Raw genomic sequence first — 20,804 nt, 5'->3', positions numbered from 1 at the left:
TGTCATAAATAAAATAAAATCGGCAATTGTTTTACTAAGGTATTTTTCCAACCACCATCGAAAAATAAGCGGGCTCAGCAAATCGAGGGGCGGCCGTCGGAACACGGCGACCGGCCTAATAAAAATGCAAGGCGATCAGGCCTATTCCCAGCAAGCTCAGGCAAACTACTTTGGTCCGTCCGGCCTGCGCCTCGATCAGCGCATTTTGCTGTTGCATCTTCGTGGCTGCATCCACGCCCGCACCGCCCCTTTCCGTCGCAGGCGATTCAAGTGGTGGAACGACAGTTTCATCGGCCCCATCACTCCAGACCAGGGACAACTGGACCGGAATCCGCTCCTTCTTTGCATGGGATTCCAGGAAATGTGTGTCTATGTTGTCCACTTATGCCTCCACCTGATCAACTGCTGCTTGGTCAAACGTCCCCTACCCCGAACCAGGGTGCGGAAATAAGTCAAAAGGTTGGGAACGACATCCATCAGCGAGCGATATATCACGATCTTTTCGAAATCCCGCTGTTGGCCCAGGAATCGAAATTTATAGTCATATTTTCCGGAAAGAAGATGGTATTCCGCAGCGCCACGCCGGATAGCCTCGCAAATGCTTTGATAGCAGCACAGCATTCCAAGGCGCATGTCATCGAAAGCCGGATCGTGGGCGACGACATGCATGTAAAAATGCCCCCCCACATGGGTACAGATAACACCGCCACAAATTTTTTCATCCATGCTGGCCACGAGCAGCACCCCATAGGCGCCGACCATTCGCCGCAGTTCCGAAACCGTACGATGAGTATGAGAAGGAACCGCGCGTTTGCTGGTTATCCTTTTCCGGCTCAATTCAACCAGGCGGTCTATTATTTCGGGTCCGCCATCATCCTGGTTGTAAACCTTGAACTCCATGCGCGGATATCGTTCCTTCATCATCTTTTCGCTGCGCCGGATTGCGGCGCGCGTATTCCTGCCAAGAATCGCGCTATACTCCTTCGGAGTGGCCGGCAGGACGATTACAATATCTTCGCTTGAGTTGAATCGCTGGCTCGTGAAAGAAATCGGCGTGTTGTCCGATGCGACTGAAGGAAGGCAGATTACATTCACCCGGGGCGAGTTCTTGAAGATGTAGGCCGCCATCTGTTCCAGCTCGCACACGGAGATGGCGAAATATTCATTCGTGACAGTAACCGTTCCCTTGGCGTACCGGAATATGACAATCGTCTCGGACGCCTGTCCATCGCTTGAAACATAGGCGGCGGTTGGGTCGGCAACGTCCCTTTCGGCTATCCGAGCCAATGTGCAGAACACGCTCTCGTAGCGTTGCTCGAGTTTGCGTTCCAGAAATTGCGGAAAAGGCTGATGCAAGATGGCCTGATGGGCACCGTGATGCGCCAGTAGGCTATCTTTCGAGCAATGATTCATATCGTCCCTCGCAGACTGAGTCGCTTGCGTCGATCCACCGGCCTACCCGGTACAGCGCTGATGTACGTGTCATTCCCGGCAATGGAGTGTGACTGCCGGCGCCACCGACCGATGCTACATTTCCACCCCGGTTTCAGTGTGCTTGCCAGCAACCGGCTGTTGTCCGATCCGGCCGACGGGCGTGACGCGCTGTACTGCGCGCCCCGCCGCCCGAATCGCTTTTGCAGCACGAATGCAGGTCGCAAAGCTTGTACCCATGAACCCCGCGCACGCGGCCTTCTGCTTGACTCTTCGCTTGCATGTGTCGACCACGACTTTCATTTTGTTCTCTGCATATCTTTTCCAGTCGTGCAGCGGAAGCTGGCCGGATCGATAGATTGTTATGCTGTTGAAGATTCTTTCCTTTGCCTGCAATCGCGCTTTGGCATCGCCTCCGCCGCCCATCAACAACACCTCCTTCATCCCTTTGGAGATGCAGTACATGATCAGCTTGACCTGGACAGTATTACCCAGCGCGTATGCATTCCATTGCGGATCGTGCCCTGTCATTCGAAAAAAGCAACGATCGCCGGAAATATAGCCCAGCGTCCCGGCGCATAGCTGGTCGTCGATATAAATAAGCGCCATGCACCCATGCGTCTGCGCCAATCGAACAAGAATATCGATCTCAGCTTCCCTGATATAGGGCGACTGGCGCTTGAATTGCATCCGCTTTTCGGTCAGCGCAACGACTGCGCGAACGTGGCTCATTTCTATTTCTTCGCAACGCCGGAGCTCGAAGCGGCAGGCTGGATGTTCGGATTGCAGTTTCTGGAAATTTGCCAGCCACCTGCGGATCGATTTCGCACTGCTACCGTACAGATACGCTGCTTCATTGTCCGGGAGTTCGACTACCTGTTCCTGCAGTTGCTGTACTTCCTGGTAGGCGAAGCTGCAACATGCCCGATCCACGCTTGTGTCAAGCGCATAAAATTCGATCCTGGTGGAGAATTCATATCGCGTGAATATGAAATCGGAAAATCGGACTATTTGCTCCGTACCGAGGTGAACCTGCTGATTAAGTACATGAATCACATGGCCGGCAATGCGAAAAAGTACGATCGCATCGATTTGGGCAGCCTTGGTCGAAATATAGGTACTGACTCCACTGAGGGAGCCGTACAGCTGCAGCCTTTTGATCGCGCAATACACGCTCCGATACTTTCTTTCGATCGCATCCTCCACAAATCCCGGGATACGGCCTTCATATAATGTCACCGCGAATCCACTACGATCAATCGCCGCCGGTGGATGCTCTGCCGGTCCGGCACCAGGCCAAAGGCCAGCATGCATATCTCCATTTGCAAGATGAGGTCGCATCGTGTATGTGCCATGACAGTTTCGAAAGATGATCAGATTCTATTGTTCCGAGTCCAAAGCATGTTTGCGATAGATCAAACGATCAAGGGTCAATATCTTACATATAATTCTCTAAGGGAAATTTGACAATAATCAACGGCCGCTAATGTTTCACTTGGCAATATTGATCTTCCGCATCAAATGGAGAAATTCTGATGAGCTTGGACAAACGTGGCTTGCTTAATTTCACGTCCAGAAGTGACGATCCGCTTTTTGGGTTTGCCGGAAGCATGTTGGCGCTGTCTCTGCTAAAAGATTTCGTACAAAACGGAAATGCTATTGCGGTCTTGCTTGAACATTTCGTATCGCCTATCGACAACTTCCTGGCTGAGAGTGACGATACCGCACAGATAGATAGTAACCGTTTGGAGGTATTGACGGAAAATGTTATTATTTTAAAATGAACCAAGTACAAGGTTCGCTCTCGACGATCTCAGCCGTTCCTGAAATGCTGGGTTAGTTGAAACATTGGAGAGAGAAATAATGATCAAGATCATGATTAGCGATTCCGACCTTTTCGCGCGTGAGGGAATCAAGGAGATGCTCGCCAAATACGGTGACCTGCAAGTTGTTTGCGAAACACGCACTGTCGCGGAAACCTTACACGCTTTGCGAGAGCACCGGGCTGATGTCTGTATTCTTGAGATTGCGATGGATGGCGAGGGCGGCTTGCATCTTCTTCGTCAGGCCAAGAGCCAGGCATGCGGTATACCAATCCTCGTTATCACCCATCGCCGTGAGTCTGATTTTGCATTACGGGCAATGCGGTCGGGGGCTTCCGGCTACATTTCCAAGGATTGCCTGGATCATCAGCTTGCGTATGCAGTGCGGACTGCAGCGGAACGTCGGCCTTATGTCAGTGAATCAGTCAGTGAATTGATAGCAGAAAGCATTATCAAGATGCGACCGGGTCGGCGGCATGAAAAGTTGTCCGACAGCGACTTCGAGATTTTTTGCCTAGTGGCAAATGGTGCGCCGATGGCTAAAGTTGCCATCACATGTAACATGAGCATTCCAGTAGCGCGTACGCGCAAGGGCAGGATCATGCAGCAACTCGGACTCCGTTCCGATGCCGATCTTGTGAAGTACGCAGTAGGGCGCAACCTCATCGACTAGCCGACACGCAGAGATAAAGAACATTTCCTGCTGCACTGCTCTGCCGACAGCGTCAGCTTGCGTGGCGCAAGTTGCTGGAATGTCTGGGGAGGTTCGGGGTTTTTATATGACCCGATCGCTATCGACTGCTCGTTTTCGGATGACTTGCCAGTGCGAGAAACGTCCGGTCATACTTTATCAGCATCTTGTCGATCGAAAACCGGTTCACCACCGAGGCGCGGGCATTCGCGCCCATTTTCCCGTCGACATTAGCCGCTTTCACTTCGAGAATTGCTCTGGCGAGCGCTTCGACATCCCCGGCGGGAAAGAGTTGTCCATTATGACCGTGATTTACCTGTTCCGCCGCGCCGCCAACCTCACTCATGATAATGGGCTTTTCCAGCGCCATTGCTTCCAGCGCCGACAACGAAAAGGTTTCAATATAGTGAGACACGAGGGTCATGACATCGCACGCTGCCACATGCATCCGCACGTCCGGAAGAAACCCGGTGACCGCCACCTCGTCCTGAAGGCCCAGGCTCGCGATCGTGCGTTCAATCCTCGTGCGTTCAGGCCCGTCGCCGATTATCAGGCATTTGAATCTGTGTCCCCTCTGCCGAAGCAAAAAAATTGCATGCAGCAGATCGATGTGCGACTTTTCGGGACGTAGTGAAGCACATATGCCAATTACGAAGTCCGAGGGCGAAAAACGGAATTGCGCGCGCAAGGCATCTATCGCACTGCTGGAGAAGTCGTTGCAGAAACGAGCGATGTCGACACCGTTGTGAATCACCTCGGAAAATGGAGGCCTCAATTTTTTTGATTGCCAGTAAGCGCGTTGTTGCTCGCAAACAAAGATCACCAGATCTGCCGCATGAAAGAAAGGCCGGTAGATGCCCATTTGCAGCCTGGATTTGCGCGTGCGTAGTTCGGTAGTATGAAAAACTTCCGCAAGCGGTACACGCGAGCCTGAAAGCCTCAGGGTAAGCCAGCCGTAGAGCAATGCAAACTCATTTGCACAGACGACAACATCGACTGCTTCACGTTTTACAAAGGAGGACAATCTTCGCAGCGCCGCGAGGTCGAACATTTTCCTGACATGCGCGCAGAAAACAAAGACCTCGTCACTTATTCCCCGCATGACGTCACTTCCGTCCATTTCATTCTTCAGGTGGACCACGGAGATTCGAAATCTGCTCTTCTCGAGACCATTTGCGAGAGAAATCGTGTGTAATTCGGCACCGCCCACACTCTCGGAAACAAGCACGAATAGAACATGTATCTTTTCATCGACTGAACAATGATTCATGTAATTTTCCTGTTTCCTTACCTGCGTGAACGTCTCGACTTGTTCGCCGCAGCACGAAGTGGATTGCAAGGCCGCGGCACGCCATGGCAACGGACAGCGTCCAGACAGGCGACGTGACGCTCAGGCGCTCGGCGTACCTGAATCGAACATTTTGTTCAGTATTGCGTACTGAATCAGCTGGGATATAGACGTCATTCCCATCTTTTCCATTAGTCTTGCTTTATGCGTACTCACGGTCTTGATACTGATATTAAGCTCGGAAGCAATTTCGGAAACCTTGCCACCATCGGCCAACTTCATGAAAATTTGCAGTTCTCGCGGTGTCAATGATGTGTGGCTGCGGTTTTTAGACGCATTGTGCAAGTCTTCAGCGAACAGTCGCGACAAATCTTCATGCAGGTAAATCTTGCCGGACGCGACTGCCCGTATTGCTGAGGGGAGATGACCGATTGCACAACTCGCATTGAGCAAGCCCCTGGCCCCCATTTGTAGCTGGGCGAGGACTTGCGGCAAGGTAGGCGAACTCGTGACCACGATAACATGCAGTAGGGGACATTCTTGTCGTAAATATTCGAGGTAGCCAATGACGCCGCTCGTCGATGGATGGGCGAGCACGACCACTCCGGCATTTCGCCCGGCTCCTTGTGCGCGCACTTCATTCGTATGTTCCACTTCCGCAACAACCTCGATATCATCTTGCGGAAGAAGAATACGTTTCATACCTTCGCGCAATACGCTTAGCTTGCTGGCCAGCACGACGCTTATCATTGCTTTTCCGATTCAATTCAATGGTCACCGCGTTTGAAGCACCAGAGCAACGCATGTCCATTTCAGCGGTGCTCTTTCTTCGTATCTATTTTCGCCAGAGCGACACGATTATGCCCAAGGGGAAACTATTCCGAATCTGCAATAGAATGAAACGTGACTTCGCTCGAAAACTCTGTTCGATCAGAAATTTGTCCGGAATCAAGCTGCACTACCGAAACTCAGTATAAGAGAGAAACGTGACGTATGCTCGTTGCATATCAAAATAGGCCACAACAAATTGAACCTTTTGACTATCCGTACAACGGTTGCGAGACGACCTTGCCCTTCCAGGTCGGATTCCCGGATCTTCGCTGTTTCTCAAAGTAAAATGGTTCTGACAGTAAAGGCGCAACCGATGCAATCAAAGTAACGCTATCGCGAAGCCGGCATTTGGCTGATCAGTCCTGGGGCTGGCGCAATGGGGGCGCCAGCGGCTGTCTTGGGCTGCCGCCTCCCCCGATATTCGCCAGGCTATTGTTGTCCACTACATGCAGTGCAGACACGATTCGCTGGATATCACGCACCCAAGGTGTATTGTCGTTCAGTCTCTGCGCCATCTCAAAGCCCCAGTCGCCCTTGAACTCGTCTCGTTTTGAACCGGCGGGGCCGTCTTCAGCACTAAAGTCGAACCCGGGCGCATAGGTGTCGTCGACGATATAGGCGCCGTAATTTTGCAAGGTCCATGCCAACTGCTTCGCAGGAACAGTTTCTAGCCCCAATGATGCGATCCCGATGCTGCCGGGGATGGCCAACAGCGCCCCCATTCTCATGGCGCTGTTCATGTTGTTGCGGGCACTGCCGTACCAGCCGACGGCGTAACTATCCGATGTAACCGCGGGCCAACGCGAACATTCGGACCGCGTCGTGCATTTGAATAAAGCCTCTTTTGCATAGACATTTATTTTCAGCGCATGAGACGGACCTGTTTCCGTTCCAGGACGCAGTTCGCCGAGGCGGATCGATCCCCCGATCGCAGACAGGCCCGATCCACCGTGTGCTCCGGTGATACCGGCGCCGTAGAGGTCGACATCAGGGAAGCTGGCATACGAGGTGGCGGCGCCCCCCGCAGCACACCGTGCCAGCGGCTGTGTTTGCACAAGTGTCCGTCCGTCCCGCATCAAGAATACCGCCGGGCTATTTTTATCATTGCCAGGAACAAGATAATGACGTGGCATCGGCACGGTACGCAGTACTTCTCCCGTTCCGGCACAACGATCCCTTCCGCTCCAGCCGGCGTCGTTATAATGAATTTCCGTCAGGGGGGCATAGGGCGTCAGGATGAGCTTTTCGTCGTCCACCCCAGGCATCGATGCCCAGATGCTGCCGCCTGGTTCTGGGCTCAGGTTTGCTTTTACGAAAACGGCGCTGGTGCCAATTGGCATGTTCCAGATACTGTCCGACGCAAACGGTTGGCCCAGAGGGTCCCGGCTGCGGAAAGGTGCTGCCAGCTGATCTCCAATGCCGCAAGCAATGGCAAGCAAGGCCAGGACGAGTGGACGCCACAAACTAGCCGCATTCCGCTGCAAGTTGCTCGTCGATGTCATCGCACGTTTCCTCACGTCGGACGGAGATGTTCAGGTGCGCAGCAGTACGCGATTTATTTGAATGCACGAAGCTGGCGTGCTCGTTCTCTTCAAGAATAAGCCTTCTGCTGCTTCCACGTTCACGCGAAACGCGGCAGGCCCGCGATATTCGCGAATTTACGCTGCCCGCCCGTCAACATCGCGCCGGGTGCCCGGCCGGTTTCATGAACGCGCGCTGCGCAGTCGCGTTCAAGCCAGACAGATGACGGCAACGGATAAGTCACGCAAGCGCCGCTATTCGTCCGCACTGCCGCAGCTCCTTTACAGCGCGATTACCAGCGGGACTGCCGCCTTCGTCAACGGTATCGCACAGCGCAGCGCGCCTGCGAAATTGGCATGTTCGAACAGGTAGTCCGTCCCCCTCGTCCCGCCAAGCTTGATGGCCGATTCGTGCTGGCACCACAGGCGGTAAAAGGCGCTTACACGCTCGTGCCCTTCAACTACGCGCAACTGCTCGACCGTCTCGGATGGAAAGGCCTGCTCTGCCAGCGCGAGCACGTCGCGCGTGACATCGATGCGTTCGATATCCAGGCCCACTCGTGTGACTGTGCTGGCCGCGCAGGCAACCCACGGTCCGGTGTGGGAAATACTGAAGCCGCATCCGGGCACAGATGGTTGCCCGAGCACCGGCGCCTGGCCGGGCCGTTCTTGCAGCACGATACTGGCCGGCTCCACCGCCAGCAGCCGGCCCAGCGCCATGCGCAGCAAGGCGCGCCCGGCGACGAACTGGCGGCGCCGTTCGGCCCTGGTGAAGCGGGCAAGGCGCTGCCGTTCGGACTCGCCCAGCCAGCTCGCGTAATGCGCCAGCCGGGCGTCCGTGAGCGTCGTGGTGTCGGCCAGCCATACCAGGGTGCCGCCCGCCGTCCCCACCACGCTCTGCGTCATTTACTGCTTGATCTTGACGAAGTCGCCCTTGAGCGCGACGCCGGTCATCATCGCGCCGTCATGGCATTCGAACTCGGTCTCGCTCGACATCTCGGCGTTCTTGTAGTTGCTGACGATGTTGACGACCGCGTTGGCGCCCAGTTCGCGTGCGCGTTCCTGCAGGCGCAGCATGGCCGACAGGAAGGCCCAGTTGCAGGCGGTTTCCGGCGACTTGCCGAACGAATTGGTCTTCTGGCTGGTCTTGTCGGTGCCGAGCTGCTCCAGCACTTTCGGGGTCGCCTGCTCGCCGAAGTAGAACTTGACGTCGCCGCCGAGGCGCGACTGGGCGTCGTTGGCGGCCATCGCCTTTTCGAGCGACATCATCATCTTGGTGTCGCGTGCCTGCGCTGGAGCGACGGCGGCGATGGCGGCTGCGGTAACGGCGATGGACAGGATCAGTTTTTTCATGTTTTCTTCCTCGGTTAGACAGACTTCTTAAAAATCAGCGACGTGTTAATGCCGCCGAACGCAAAATTGTTCGTCATGACGTAATCGCAGTCGAGGCGGCGTCCTTCGCCGCGGATGTAATCGAGCTCGCCGCATTGCGGATCGACCTCGTTCAGGTTCAGGGTCGGGGCGAACCAGCCTTCGCGCATCATCTCGATGCTGATCCAGGCTTCCAGCGCGCCGCAGGCGCCCAGGGTATGGCCCATATAGCTCTTGAGGGAGCTGATCGGCATATTTTTCCCGAACAGCGCATTGGTCGCCCGGGTTTCGGCCAGGTCGCCTTGCTGGGTGGCGGTGCCGTGGGCATTCACGTAACCGATGTCGCCCGGCGCCAGGCCGGCGTCGCGCAGCGCCAGCGACATCGCCGTCTGCATGGTGGCGGCATTCGGCTGGGTCACATGGGTGCCGTCGCTGTTGGTGCCGAAGCCCACCAGTTCCGCGTAGATGGTGGCGCCGCGCGCCAGCGCGTGTTCGCGCTCTTCCAGGATCAGGCAGCCGGCGCCCTCGCCGATCACCAGGCCGTCGCGTTTCGCGTCGAAGGGCGTCGGGGTGAGCTGCGGGGTGTCGTTGCGCACGCTGGTGGCGAACAGGGTGTCGAACACCGCGGCTTCGGTCGCGCACAGCTCCTCGGCGCCGCCGGCCACCATCGCGGTCTGGCGTCCGGCCTTGATGGCCTCGTAGGCGTAGCCGATACCCTGGCTGCCCGAGGTGCAGGCCGACGAGGTGGTGATTACACGCCCGGTCAGGCCGAAGAACACGCCGATGTTCACCGGCGCGGTATGCGCCATCATCTTGATATAGGTGGTGGCGTTGATGCCGCGCGTGGTGCGCTCCTCGATCATGCGGCCGAAGTCGCCGATCGCGCTGGTGGTGCCCGCCGACGAGCCGAAGGACACGCCCATGTCGCCGCTGGTGAGCAGCGGATGGTCCAGCAGGCCTGCATCGATCAAGGCCAGTTCGGTCGCGCGCGTGGCCAGCAGCGCCACCCGGCCCATGCTGCGGGTGGCCTTGCGGTCGTAATGCTTCGGTAATTCGAAGAGCGCGGCAGGCGCGCCCAGCTGGGTGTTCAGGCCATCGTAGGTGGACCAGTCGTGCATGCGGACGATCGCGTTGCGGTACTCGCCCAGGCGGGTACGGATGCTGGCCCAGTCGTTGCCGAGGGGGCTGATGCCGGCCATGCCGGTGACGACGACGCGGCGGCTCATGCCAGGCCTCCGTTCACCGACAGCACCTGGCGCGTCACGTAGCCGGCATCAATCGACATCAGGTAGCTGACCGCGGCCGCCACTTCTTCCGGACGTCCGACGCGGCGCGCCGGGATCATCTTGAGCGCTTCGTCCATCGGCACGTCGGCGGTCATGTCGGTCTCGATCAGGCCCGGGGCGACGCAGTTGACGGTGATGTCGCGCTTGGCCAGTTCCAGCGCCAGGGCCTTGGTGGCGCCGATGATGCCGGCTTTCGCCGCGCTGTAGTTGACCTGGCCGCGGTTGCCGATCAGGCCCGACACCGAGGCCATGGTGACGATGCGGCCTGGTTTACGGCGCTGTACCATCGGCATCACCAGGGGGTTGAGCACGTTGAAGAAGCCGTCGAGGTTGGTGCCGATGACCTGGTCCCATTCCTCGCCCGTCATGGCCGGGAAGGCGGTGTCGCGGGCCACGCCGGCGTTGCAGACCACGCCGTAATAGCAGCCGTGGGTCTCGATGTCGGCCGCCAGCGCGGCGGCGGTGGCATCGCGCTGGGCGATGTCGAACTGCAGCACGCGCGCGGCGCCGCCGGCCTCGATGATCTCCGCGGCGACCGCGTCGGCGTCAAGCCTGCGGTCGCGGCAATGCACGACCACGGCATAGCCGTCGCGCGCCAGGCGCAGGGCGATGGCCTTGCCGATGCCGCGCGACGACCCCGTCACCAGCACGCTTTTTGGGTTACTACTCATTCTGGACTCCGTTGCAAAAACTCTTCGACATTATCAGGTTGGAAGACGGTGATCGTCGCGGTCGCCAGCTCGAGGCCATCGCGGCTGTCTTCGATGCGGCAATCGAACGCGCCCAGGCCGTTCTCGCCCTGCAGCGCGCGCCGCACGTGGATGTGCAGCACGCTGCCGACCGGGAAGGAGGCCACGCTGCACGCATAGCGGCGCGCGCCCAGCAGAAAGCCGACGCGCACCGGTTCGCCGCGCAGGCTGGCGCAATAGCCGGCATGCGCGGCCACGGCCTGCGCCATGTATTCGACGCCGACCCAGGCGCCGACCGCGCCGTCGGCGCAGAACATGCTGCCATGGGCGATCGTCACTTCCGCCGCCAGGGTCTCCCCTTCGGCAGCCAGCAGGCGCCCCAGCAGCGACATGGCGCCGCTGTGCGGCACCAGGCTGTGGATGTCGGGCAGATTCATTGCGTCCTCCCGAATACCAGGGTCGCGTTCGAGCCGCCGAAGGCAAACGAATTGCTCAGCGCGTAGCGGATCGGGCGCCCCAGGCGGGCGCCGGGCAGCGCCACGTTCAGCACGGGAAGCTCCGGGTCCTGTTCGCCGTTCCACAGGTGCGGCGGCAGCAGGCCTTCCGGGTTATCGTCCTGCATCGCCAGCCAGCAGAACGCCGCCTCCACGGCGCCGGCCGCACCCAGCGTGTGGCCGGTCACCGGCTTGGTCGAGCTCACCGCGACCTTGCCGCCGAACAGCGCCGACACCGCGCGCGACTCCATCGCATCGTTCTGGACCGTGGCGGTGCCGTGCAGGTTGATGTAGTCGATGTCGTCAGCCAGAATGCCGGCACGCGCGAGCGCTTGGGTCATCGCGATGCGCGCGCCGCCGCCTTCCGGGTCGGGCGCCGACATGTGGTGGCCGTCGGACGATTCGCCCCAGCCGCACAGGGCCACCGCGCCAGGCGCGCGGCTCATGAGGAAGAGCGCGGCGCCCTCGCCCAGGTTGATGCCGTTGCGGCCCGCGCCCAGCGGGTTGCAGCGCGCCGCGCTGACCGACTCCAGCGCGCTGAAACCCGCCACGGTGAAACGGCACAGGGTGTCGACGCCGCCGGTGACGACTGCGTCCACCAGGCCCATGCGAATGAGGCGCGCGGCGCTGGCCAGCGCCTTGGCGCTCGATGAGCAGGCGCTCGAATGCACGTAGGCCGGACCCTTTGCGCCCAGTTCGCGCGCGATGACGTCGGCGGGCGAGCACATCTCCTGCTGGCCGTAGTGGAAGCCTTGCGGCAGCGCGCCCGTGGCCTGATGAGCGGCGATGGCCGCTTCGGTCTCGCCCACGCCCGAGGTGCTGGTGCCGATCACCACGGCGACGCGCGCCGCGCCGTAGCGGGCAATGGCGGCGTCCACCGCCGGGCGGATCCGGGCCAGCGCGGCCAGCGCCAGCGCATTGTTCCGGCTGCGCATCGGCAGCGGCAAATGACCAAGGTCGGGCAAGGCCGCGTCAACGCGGCCGAGCGGCAGCGGGCGGCCCGGCGAGCAGGCATCCGACACGGCGAGGCCGCTGGCGCCGTCGACCAGCAGGCGGCGGCGGATGCTCGCGCGTTCATCGCCCAGGGCGCACAGCAAGGCGCAATCGTTCAGGTACAGCATGTCCCGGTTCATTCTTTCAGTCCGTCGCCGACACGACGGTCAGCTTGTATTTGTAGCGCACGTTGTCCAGCACCGCGGTGCCGCGCCAGCGCGGGGTACCGCTGTAATCGATGGTGGCCACCACTTCGCCTTCGCGGCGCAGGGTGCGGCGCAGTCCCTTTTCTTCGACCTTCCAGCCGGCCGGCAGCGCCCGCGCGATCTCGGCGACAGGCCAGAGCGTGAGCTGCAGGTCTTCCAGCACGTCGGCGGCGCGCACCTGGGCCGGCAACATCGGATGGCGCCATTCGGTCAGCGTGCGGCCGTCGAAATTGAGGCTCAGCACGCGCATGCCCATCGCCAGCCCGACCAGGCTGACCCGGCTGGCGTCGACTTCGAGGGCAGCGTCGAGGTCATTGGTCTTGCCGGCGCGTTCGACGGTCAGGTGCTGCTGCACGCTGATTGTCTCGCCCAGCGCGGCCGGGGCCAGGCGCAGGCCGAGGCGCGCCGGCGCCGGTTCGTCCGCCGTACAGGCGCTGAGCATCGATACCGCCGCGAGGAGCGCGGCAGGCTTAAACCAGGACAGGCGTCGCATGGGTTTCTTCCTTCGTCACGGTAAAACAGGGGGCGACCAGCCAGACCAGCGCGGTCCCGGCCAGCATGGTCAGGCCGAAGGCCCGCAGCGCCGGGGTGCCGCTCAGGGCCAGCAGGCCGAATGACAGGATGGTGCTGGCCGCCGACAGGCCGACCGCCAGCCAGGGCGCATCGTGCCGAGGCCCGGATTCTTCCTGCAAAAAAATGCCGTAGTCGACGCCCACGCCCAGCAGCAGCATCAGCGCCAGCACGTGGAACAGCTGCAGGCTCTGGCCGGACAAGCCCAGCAGCGCCAGGGTCAGGATGCTGGCTGCTGCGGTGGGCGCGACCACGCGCCAGGTGCGGCCGCGGTAGCGCGGCAGCAGCACCAGGAACACCACGGCGTAGGCGCCCAGCACCACCCAGCCCATATAGGCCCGGTAGCGGCCCAGCACCGAGGAGATGCCGCCGACCTTGTCGACCCATTGCACGCCTTCCAAACCTTCGGCCGCGTGGCCGAGTGCGGGGATGGCCGCATAGCGCATGCCGCGCAGGGCCACGATGCTGGCGTGCTCGCCTTCGACCTGGCCCAGCCACAGGTGGCGCCAGGGCTCGGCGGCCGTGGTCTTGAGGAAGGCCTCGACCTTGAGTGGCGCGGCGGCGGTGCGCAGGTGTGCCGCCGTCGCCGCGCTCCACTGCGGGTCCTCGCCGATTTCGCGCGCCAGGCCGGCCAGCGGCCCGCTTGGTGCCAGCAGCTTGTCTTCGACCAGGGCCAGGCGCGCCGCCTGGGTGCGCTGCGAGGGCACCCAGTTCGAAAGCGCCTGCACGCCCTTGATGTCGCCTTGCGCCATCAAGGGGTCCAGGCGGCGCTTGAGCGCTTCTTCGCGTTCCAGCACCTGTTCGGCCGAGGCGCCCCTTACCAGGTAGTACTGGACCGGACTGGGGGCATCGAGCAGCTTGCCCAGCTTGATCTGGTCGCGGATCAGTTCCGGCGGCGAGGATTGCAGCGAGCGGATGTCGTCGTTCACCTGCAGGCGCGAGCAGCCCAGCACGGCCAGGCCGCCAAGCACCGCGACCAGCAGCAGCGTGAGCGGCCCACCCGCCAGGCGCGGCCAGCGCGCGACGAGGCCGCGGTAGCGCAGCGCCAGCGGACCGGCCTTGAGCGTGCGGCCATCGATCAGCGCCGGGAACCAGCACACCACGGTCAGCCAGGCGAACACCAGGCCCAGGGCCGAGAACACGGCCATGTGGCGCAGGCCCGGGAAAGGCGTGAGCGCCAGGCCCAGGTAGCCGATGACGGCCGCCAGCAGGGTCAATCCCAGGCCCGGCAGCAGGCGGCGCAGCATCCGGTGCGAATCGAGCGCCGGGTCCGCCCCCAGGCGCTGGCAGAGGAAATAGATGCCGTAGTCCTGGGCCACGCCGATCAGGCTCGCTCCGAACACCAGGGTGAGCAGGTGGATGCGGCCGAACAGCAGCCAGCACACCGACAGCGCGCCGAGGAAGCCGATGCCGATCGCCAGCACGGTCAGGCTGATCGGTTTGAACGAGCGGAAGGTCAGCCAGGTGAGCAGCACGATGCCGAGCATCGAGCCTACGCCGATGGTGTGGATCTCGCCTCTCGCCTGGCGCCCGGCGGCGGCGGCATGCAGCACCACGCCGGCCTTGATGACTTCGGCCGAGGGCGCCGCTTTCTGCACAGCGCTAGTCGCCGCATCCAGCAGCGGCAGCACCGCTTGCTGGGCGCCGAGCGAGAAGGCGGAATCCTTCAGGGTATAGGTCAGCAAGACGTATTCGCGCCCTTCCCCGGCCACGAACAGGCGGCCGTCGCGCGGGCGCACCGGGGTCTCAAGGGCGCGCTCCTGGGCCCAGCCTGCGAACAGGCCGAAGGGGTCGTCGCGGAAAGCGCCCAGCTTGGGGCCGGAAAACGCGTTGTACAGTCGCGCCAGCGCGGAATCGACCCAGAAGCCGGCCGGCTGCTCGCGCAGCTGCTTTTCCTGGGCGGCGCCGACCAGCAGCGTCGCATGCGGCTGCAGGCTGGCCAGCCAGCCCGCCTGCGCTTCCTCGCCCATCGCGTCAAAAGCCAGCACGCTTGCGTGCGGGGCCAGCGCCGCCTGGAAGGCGTCGGCGGCGCGCCCGGCATCAATCCACTCCCTTGCCCCGACCAGCACGACCACGCGCTGCTGCGCGCTGTCCACCATGTGGGTGAACGACTGCTGCAGCACCGGATCGCGCTCGTCGGCCGGCAGCAGCGCCAGGATGTCGGTATCGGGCGTGATGCCCTTGCCCAGCCACAGCCAGGCGTTGTGGCCCACCAGCAGGCAGACCACGAACACCCAGATCCAGGCAAGGCGGCGTTGAAGGATCACAGCAGGGCCGCCTCTTCAGGCAAGACGGCGCCGGGGCCGGTCTTGAGCTCGGAGAATTCGATGCTGGTGCGGTCGCCGCTGGCTTCATTCATCTGGATGCTGCGCACATAGGCGCCGCCATCGAGCGAGATGGCGCCGATGGCGCGGGCCAGCGCCGGGCTGCGCGCCTTGAGCGCGACTCGCCAGGAGTTGCCGGAGACGCTGCCGTCGACTTCGAACAGCGTGTCGAGTTTGGCCAGGTCGCCGCCCAGCAGAGAGAACAGCACGCCGTTGATCATGCGCACCGTAGGCTCCTGCGTGGCGTCGAGCCGCATCGCGACCCGGTCGCCCTGCATGTGCACGATCTCGTCGCGCTTCAGGCGCAGCGTGTTCGGGAAAGGCTTCAGGGTGCGCCACAGCACGCCCTTGCCGGCGACGACGCAAAAGCGTCCGCTCGAGGCCAGCGGCTTCTTCATGCCGGCCAGGTGCTTGACCTGGTCGAAGCGGCCGCACAGCTGCTCGGGCTTGGCCAGCATCGCGCCGATCTGCGCGACCGGGGCGGCGGCCTGCGCCGCCGTGCATGCGGCGGCCAGGGCCAGGGTGGCAAGGATGTTCTTCATGGTGCGGCGACTCCCAGCTTCTCGAACAAAATGGATGGCGAGGCAAAGCACATCTCGCCGGTATTCAGGTCCACCGCCACCTGGGTGGTGGTGGCGCGGTTCAGGCGCTTGCCGCTGGCGGCGTCGCTGATGAGGTAATCGATGCGCAGGCGGTTTTCCCACTCGACGATCTCGGCCCGCAACAGCAGGCGCTGGCCGAAGGCGGCCGGGCCGGCATAGCGCAAATTCATCTCGATGATCGGCCACATGTAGCCCGATTCGCGCATCTGCTCGTAGTTGTAGCCGATCTTGTCGAGCAGCGCGCAGCGCGCCACCTCGAGGTATTTGACGTAGTTGCCGTGCCAGACGATCTGCATCGGGTCGAGGTCGAAGAATTGCACCTGCATCTCGGTCTCGGCCCACCACCTGCTTGGTGCTTTCGCCTTACGCATACAGGCTCCAGGCCTGGTCGCGGATGCGGCCCAGCAGCAGCCTGAGGTCCGGATCCAGGCGGCGGTCCTCAAGGACCGGCGCAATGTCCTGGCCCAGCAGCTCGAGCATGTTCGCCAGAGGCGCCGGCAGCGTGCGCCCACCTTCGCGTTTCGCTTCGAGCTTGCAGCGCAGCCACACGCCCTGGCGCACCGTGATCAGGAGCGCCGCGGCGACCTGCTCGGTCAGCTCCAGCACGCGCAGGCAGTCGCGCGCGGCGATCGTGCCCATGCTGACCTTGTCCTGATTGTGGCATTCGGTCGAGCGCGAGAACACCGAGGCCGGCATGGTGAGCTTCAACGCTTCGGCGGTCCAGGCCGAGGCGCTGATCTGCAGCGCCTTCAGGCCGTGATTGATGGCGGCGCGCTCGCCCTCCATGCCCGACAGGTTGGCCGGCAGGCCGGCGTTGTAGCGGGCATCGACCAGCAGCGCCATCTGACGGTCCAGCAGGTCGGCCAGGTTGGCCACCGCATTCTTCATGCCGTCCATCGCAAAGGCGATGTGGCCGCCGTAGAAGTGGCCGCCGTGCAGCACGCGCTCGCCCTCGGCGTCGATGATCGGGTTGTCGTTTGCGCTGTTGAGTTCATTCTCGATCGCGCTGCGGAAGAAAGGCAGCGCATCGGCCAGCACGCCGATGACGTGCGGCGCGCAGCGGATCGAATAGCGGTCTTGCAGGCGCTTGCCGTTGCGCTCGAGCTGGCCTGCATATTCCAGGTCCTGGCGCAGCCAGCCGGCCACGCCCTGCATGCCGGCATGCGGCTTGACCGAGAACAGGGTCTCGTCGAAGTGGTGGTCGTTGCCGTCCAGCGCGAACGAGGCCAGCGCCGTGATGCGGGTGACCAGGCGCGTGAGGTAGTCGGCCCGGTCCCAGGCCAGGCAGGCCAGGCCGGTCATCACGGCGGTGCCGTTCATGATGGCCAGGCCCTCTTTCGGGCGCAGGCGCAGCGGCGTGATGCCGGCTTCCTGCAAGGCCTGGGCGGCCGGCACCGTCACGCCGTCGCGCAGCACTTCGCGCTCGCCGCACAGCACCGCCGCCAGGTAGGACAGCGGGGTCAGGTCGCCGCTGGCGCCGACCGAGCCTTCGCTCGGGATCAGCGGCAGCAGGCCGGCGTCGAACAGGCGCACGATCTGCTCGAGCAGGCCGACGCTCACGCCCGAAAAGCCTTTCGACAGCGACGCCAGGCGCGCGGCCATCACGGCGCGGGTCTGGGCCGGGTCGAGATGGGCGCCGAGGCCGCAGCCGTGGTAGGTGTACAGGTGGTGCGGCAGCTCGGCCACCAGCGACAGCGGCACCGCCACGGTGCAGGAGTCGCCGTAGCCGGTGGTCACGCCGTAGATGGTGCCGTCTTCGCGCAGCAGGCGGTCGAGAAAGTCGGCGCCGCGCGCGATCGCGGCGCGGAAGGCCGGGTCGTTCGACAGTTCAGGACGGGCGCTGCCGCGCGCGATGTCGACGACATCCTCGATCGACAGGCGTTCGCGGTCGAAGCGCACGGTGCGCGGGGAAGTGGTGAGGTCAGTGAGCTGCATGGGGTCGTTCCGATCCGGGGTGTTGCCAAAAGTCGTAGAAGTTGAACCATTCCAGCGGCGCGCGCCTGGCATGGTGTTCGAGTCGCGCCGCGTATTCGCCGGCCAGTTCGCCCAGGGCCGCCTCGCGGCTCGCGCGCGGCAGGCTCACGCGCTCGCGCAGGCGCTCGAAATGCAGTTCGTAGCGCTCGCCCTGGCGGCTTGAAAACAGCGCATACATCGGGCAGCCGAGCACCGCGGCCATGACGTAAGGGCCGACCGGGAAGGCAGCCAACTCGCCCATGAAGGGCGCCAGCGCAATCCGTGGCGCACTTGCGACCGGCACCCGGTCACCGGCGATCACGACGAACTCGCCGCGTTCGATGCGCTCTGACAGCGCCATCGCCATCGCCGGCGTCATCTCGGTGACCTGCATCAGGTTCAGCTGGCTGCGCGGGTCGAGCTTGCCCAGCATGGCGTTGAACGCCTGGGCGTGGCGGGTGTGCACCAGCACCGTAATCTTCAGCCCCGGCGTGCGCATCGACAGCGCGCGGCACAGGTCCAGGTTGCCCAGGTGGGAGCACAGCAGCAGCGCGCCGCGCTTCTCCTTGATCATCTCCAGCAGCGGCGCGTCGCCATGCACGGTGACCTTCGACAGGTCGAACAGCCCGCCCCAGATCAGCATCTTGTCCAGGATCGCTTCGGCAAAGGCGCCGAAGTGGCGCAGCACGCCCATGAAGCCATGCGGGGCGCCGGCGCGGGCCAGATAGCTCGCGGATGCGCGGCGCGCACGCGCCTGGGTCGCCACATACCAGGCCAGGACCGGGTACAGCACCACGCGGAAAGGCCAGCGTCCGAATACGCGGCAGACCCAGAACAGCAGGCGCATGCCGCCCACGAAGCTCGCTTCGTTGATGGCCGCCCAATGGCGCGCGTCGCCTGCTTTACTCACGCTCGCCATGACCGCACCAGCAGGGAAGGAATACGCGGCAGCATGCCGAAGAACAGGGCCACGTGCAGGCGCGAGATCAGGACATTGTCGGTCCATGCCTTGAAGTGCGAGACGCCGTCTTCCGGGTAGCCGACCCGGGTCGGCAGGTTCACCACCGCCACGCCGTCCCAGTACAGGCGCACCAGGATCTCGATGTCGAAATTCATGCGCAGGCCAAGGCGCCGGCGTTTGGCCAGCGCCAGCACCGGCGCGACCGGGTACACGCGAAAGCCGCACATCGAGTCGCGGATCGCCAGCGACAGGGTATTGATCCAGACCCAGACATGGGTCAGGTAGCGCGCGTACAGGCGCAGCTTGGGCACCGATTCGTCGTACACCGGGCAGCCGGCGACGATCGCCTCCGGTTGGGCGCGCGCCGCGTCCAGGAAGCGCGGGATGTCGGCGACGCTGTGCTGGCCGTCCGAATCGACCTGCAGCACGTGGCTGTAGCCCTCGCGCGCCGCGCGGGCGAAACCGGTCAGCACCGCCCCGCCCTTGCCCTGGTTCACCAGGTGCCGCTCGAGCACCACGCGTCCCGGGTGCACCGCCGCCAAGGCGTCGAGCACCGCGGCGCAACCTGGCGAGCTGCCGTCATCGACCAGGATGCAGGGCAAGCCGTGCCCGAGCACCTGCGAGAGCACCTTGCCGATGGCATGCTCGTGGTTGTAGACCGGGATGACGACGCAGGGATGGAACACGATCATTGCGCCTTTTTTGCAAAGCGCAGCAGCGAATGGCAATAGCCGATGTTGTCGCGCGCGGTCACCAGCTCGAGGCCGGCGGCTTCGGCCAGGCGCACGTAGTCGCCGCTCTCATACACCTTGCTGTTGCCGCTGGCGAGGTTGTTGAAGTAAGGCGAAGTGTTAATCAGGCAATAGGCCGCGATGTCGTAACGCTGGCGGTCCCAGAAGGTGTCCATGATCAGGACCTGGCCGCGCGGGCCGAGCGCTTGCGCAGCCCGTTCGAGGATGCTGGCGATGGCGCTTTCGGAGAAGCAGCTCAGGAACTGGCTCATCCAGATCACGTCCATGTCGGCCGGCAGGCTCGCTTGCGGGTCGAGCAGGTTGGTCGGGTGCAGGGTAGCGCGTTCGCGCACGCCGGCGGCAAGCAGCGCGCCGTCGGCCACCGCCAGCTGGCCCGGCAGGTCGACCAGATGCAGTTCGATGGCCGGGTTGGCGCCAAGGGCCGCCAGGCTGAACCTGCCGGTGTTGGCGCCGATGTCCATCACGCGGCGCGGCGCGGTGGCGAAGACGTCCGGCAGGATGTCCGGGAAGGAGGTGTCCGAATAGTAGTGGTCGAAGGCGAACCAGCTCGAGCGGGCAGGTTCCGGCAGCTGCGACAGGCCTTCGTACACGGTCGGCCAATCGCCGAACACCTTCAGGCCCAGCGGCTTTTCCGCGTCCAGCGATTGCTCGAGCGAGAACAGCGCCTGGTAGCAGACGTCGTGGTTGAAATCGATATTGACCTGGGTGATCGGGTCGGTCAGCACGACGAAGCCGGCCTTGTCCAGCACGTAGCGGCCCTCATGGAGGTAGACCACGGCGGCGGACAGGCAGGTCTCCAGCGCCACCTTCAGCACGTAAGGGGTCCAGCGCCCGGTCGCGGCCAGCTGGTCGATCGAGAGGCCGGTATCGCCGGCATCGGCGATCGCCTGCAGCATGCCGCGCTTCCACGCATAGCGCACGCACTGGAACACGACCGGTCCGTAGGCGATCTTTTGCGCTTCGAAGCGTGCCTCGAACGCGCTCTGGCGCTCGGGCGAGAATTTTTTGTTTTGCATGCT

General features: G+C 62.5%; 22 protein-coding genes. 2 read left to right on the top strand and 20 right to left on the bottom strand.

Going from position 1 to position 20,804, the window contains the following annotated elements:
- Nucleotides 1-115: 115 nt before the first annotated feature.
- The 3 genes from AC56LR_RS10030 to AC56LR_RS10020 all read right to left on the bottom strand — a co-directional run bounded on the left by AC56LR_RS10030 (nt 116) and on the right by AC56LR_RS10020 (nt 2,772).
- A complete protein-coding gene (locus AC56LR_RS10030) occupies nt 116-382 on the bottom strand; it encodes a hypothetical protein (RefSeq protein WP_497129944.1) in 267 nt (88 codons plus the stop codon).
- Complete coding sequence (locus AC56LR_RS10025) at nt 370-1,413, bottom strand: GNAT family N-acetyltransferase (RefSeq protein ID WP_497129942.1); 1,044 nt, start codon at nt 1,411-1,413, stop codon at nt 370-372. The genes AC56LR_RS10030 and AC56LR_RS10025 overlap by 13 nt, the downstream gene beginning before the upstream one ends.
- Nucleotides 1,414-1,527: 114 nt before the next feature.
- Nucleotides 1,528-2,772, bottom strand: a complete 1,245-nt coding sequence (locus AC56LR_RS10020; RefSeq protein WP_497129941.1) for a GNAT family N-acetyltransferase — start codon at nt 2,770-2,772, stop codon at nt 1,528-1,530.
- A 194-nt stretch (nt 2,773-2,966) separates the two neighbouring features.
- Here AC56LR_RS10020 and AC56LR_RS10015 point away from each other — a divergent pair, with 194 nt between their 5' ends.
- Both AC56LR_RS10015 and AC56LR_RS10010 read left to right on the top strand, forming a co-directional pair.
- The gene (locus AC56LR_RS10015) at nt 2,967-3,215 is read left to right on the top strand and encodes a hypothetical protein (protein ID WP_497129940.1); all 249 of its coding nucleotides are present in this window, start codon (nt 2,967-2,969) and stop codon (nt 3,213-3,215) included.
- 79 nt (nt 3,216-3,294) lie between these two features.
- Entirely contained in the window at nt 3,295-3,927 is a 633-nt protein-coding gene (locus tag AC56LR_RS10010) for a response regulator (protein WP_497129939.1), read from the top strand.
- A 118-nt stretch (nt 3,928-4,045) separates the two neighbouring features.
- Here the strand turns inward: AC56LR_RS10010 and AC56LR_RS10005 are convergent, their stop codons facing one another.
- The 17 genes from AC56LR_RS10005 to AC56LR_RS09925 all read right to left on the bottom strand — a co-directional run bounded on the left by AC56LR_RS10005 (nt 4,046) and on the right by AC56LR_RS09925 (nt 20,801).
- Nucleotides 4,046-5,215, bottom strand: coding sequence for a glycosyltransferase (locus AC56LR_RS10005; protein WP_497129937.1), 1,170 nt, complete (start codon nt 5,213-5,215; stop codon nt 4,046-4,048).
- A 120-nt stretch (nt 5,216-5,335) separates the two neighbouring features.
- Nucleotides 5,336-5,983, bottom strand: a complete 648-nt coding sequence (locus tag AC56LR_RS10000; protein ID WP_497129936.1) for a LuxR C-terminal-related transcriptional regulator — start codon at nt 5,981-5,983, stop codon at nt 5,336-5,338.
- Between the two features lie 437 nt (nt 5,984-6,420).
- Nucleotides 6,421-7,566, bottom strand: a complete 1,146-nt coding sequence (locus tag AC56LR_RS09995; protein ID WP_497129934.1) for a hypothetical protein — start codon at nt 7,564-7,566, stop codon at nt 6,421-6,423.
- A 300-nt stretch (nt 7,567-7,866) separates the two neighbouring features.
- A complete protein-coding gene (locus tag AC56LR_RS09990; RefSeq protein WP_497129932.1) occupies nt 7,867-8,490 on the bottom strand; it encodes a 4'-phosphopantetheinyl transferase family protein in 624 nt (207 codons plus the stop codon).
- Entirely contained in the window at nt 8,491-8,937 is a 447-nt protein-coding gene (locus AC56LR_RS09985) for an excinuclease ATPase subunit (protein ID WP_497129931.1), read from the bottom strand.
- A gap of 14 nt (nt 8,938-8,951) precedes the next feature.
- The gene (locus AC56LR_RS09980) at nt 8,952-10,181 is read right to left on the bottom strand and encodes a beta-ketoacyl-ACP synthase (protein ID WP_497129929.1); all 1,230 of its coding nucleotides are present in this window, start codon (nt 10,179-10,181) and stop codon (nt 8,952-8,954) included.
- Nucleotides 10,178-10,912: a 3-oxoacyl-ACP reductase FabG gene (fabG, locus tag AC56LR_RS09975; protein WP_497129927.1), complete on the bottom strand. Its 735-nt coding sequence runs from the start codon at nt 10,910-10,912 to the stop codon at nt 10,178-10,180. The genes AC56LR_RS09980 and fabG overlap by 4 nt, the downstream gene beginning before the upstream one ends.
- On the bottom strand, nt 10,909-11,367 hold the full coding sequence (locus AC56LR_RS09970; protein WP_497129925.1) for a hotdog family protein: 459 nt from the start codon (nt 11,365-11,367) through the stop codon (nt 10,909-10,911). The genes fabG and AC56LR_RS09970 overlap by 4 nt, the downstream gene beginning before the upstream one ends.
- Nucleotides 11,364-12,557 (bottom strand): beta-ketoacyl-ACP synthase, encoded by a 1,194-nt coding sequence (locus tag AC56LR_RS09965; RefSeq protein ID WP_497129923.1) that lies wholly within the window; start codon nt 12,555-12,557, stop codon nt 11,364-11,366. The genes AC56LR_RS09970 and AC56LR_RS09965 overlap by 4 nt, the downstream gene beginning before the upstream one ends.
- A 4-nt stretch (nt 12,558-12,561) precedes the next feature.
- Entirely contained in the window at nt 12,562-13,116 is a 555-nt protein-coding gene (locus tag AC56LR_RS09960; protein ID WP_497129921.1) for a DUF3261 domain-containing protein, read from the bottom strand.
- A complete protein-coding gene (locus tag AC56LR_RS09955) occupies nt 13,094-15,460 on the bottom strand; it encodes an MMPL family transporter (RefSeq protein ID WP_497129920.1) in 2,367 nt (788 codons plus the stop codon). Before AC56LR_RS09955 ends, AC56LR_RS09960 begins: the two co-directional genes overlap by 23 nt.
- The gene (locus AC56LR_RS09950) at nt 15,457-16,059 is read right to left on the bottom strand and encodes an outer membrane lipoprotein carrier protein LolA (RefSeq protein WP_497129918.1); all 603 of its coding nucleotides are present in this window, start codon (nt 16,057-16,059) and stop codon (nt 15,457-15,459) included. The genes AC56LR_RS09955 and AC56LR_RS09950 overlap by 4 nt, the downstream gene beginning before the upstream one ends.
- The gene (locus tag AC56LR_RS09945) at nt 16,056-16,490 is read right to left on the bottom strand and encodes an acyl-CoA thioesterase (protein WP_497129916.1); all 435 of its coding nucleotides are present in this window, start codon (nt 16,488-16,490) and stop codon (nt 16,056-16,058) included. The genes AC56LR_RS09950 and AC56LR_RS09945 overlap by 4 nt, the downstream gene beginning before the upstream one ends.
- Nucleotides 16,483-18,054, bottom strand: coding sequence for an HAL/PAL/TAL family ammonia-lyase (locus tag AC56LR_RS09940; protein ID WP_497129914.1), 1,572 nt, complete (start codon nt 18,052-18,054; stop codon nt 16,483-16,485). The genes AC56LR_RS09945 and AC56LR_RS09940 overlap by 8 nt, the downstream gene beginning before the upstream one ends.
- Nucleotides 18,041-18,991: a lysophospholipid acyltransferase family protein gene (locus AC56LR_RS09935; protein ID WP_497129913.1), complete on the bottom strand. Its 951-nt coding sequence runs from the start codon at nt 18,989-18,991 to the stop codon at nt 18,041-18,043. Before AC56LR_RS09935 ends, AC56LR_RS09940 begins: the two co-directional genes overlap by 14 nt.
- Nucleotides 18,979-19,725, bottom strand: a complete 747-nt coding sequence (locus tag AC56LR_RS09930) for a glycosyltransferase family 2 protein (protein ID WP_497129911.1) — start codon at nt 19,723-19,725, stop codon at nt 18,979-18,981. The genes AC56LR_RS09935 and AC56LR_RS09930 overlap by 13 nt, the downstream gene beginning before the upstream one ends.
- A complete protein-coding gene (locus tag AC56LR_RS09925) occupies nt 19,722-20,801 on the bottom strand; it encodes a class I SAM-dependent methyltransferase (RefSeq protein WP_497129910.1) in 1,080 nt (359 codons plus the stop codon). Before AC56LR_RS09925 ends, AC56LR_RS09930 begins: the two co-directional genes overlap by 4 nt.
- Nucleotides 20,802-20,804 lie beyond the last annotated feature (3 nt).

The organism is Telluria sp. ZT3P39, assembly GCF_059685935.1.
The sequence above is the reverse complement of the archived record's forward strand: the minus strand, read 5'-3'. Positions and strand labels throughout refer to the sequence as shown.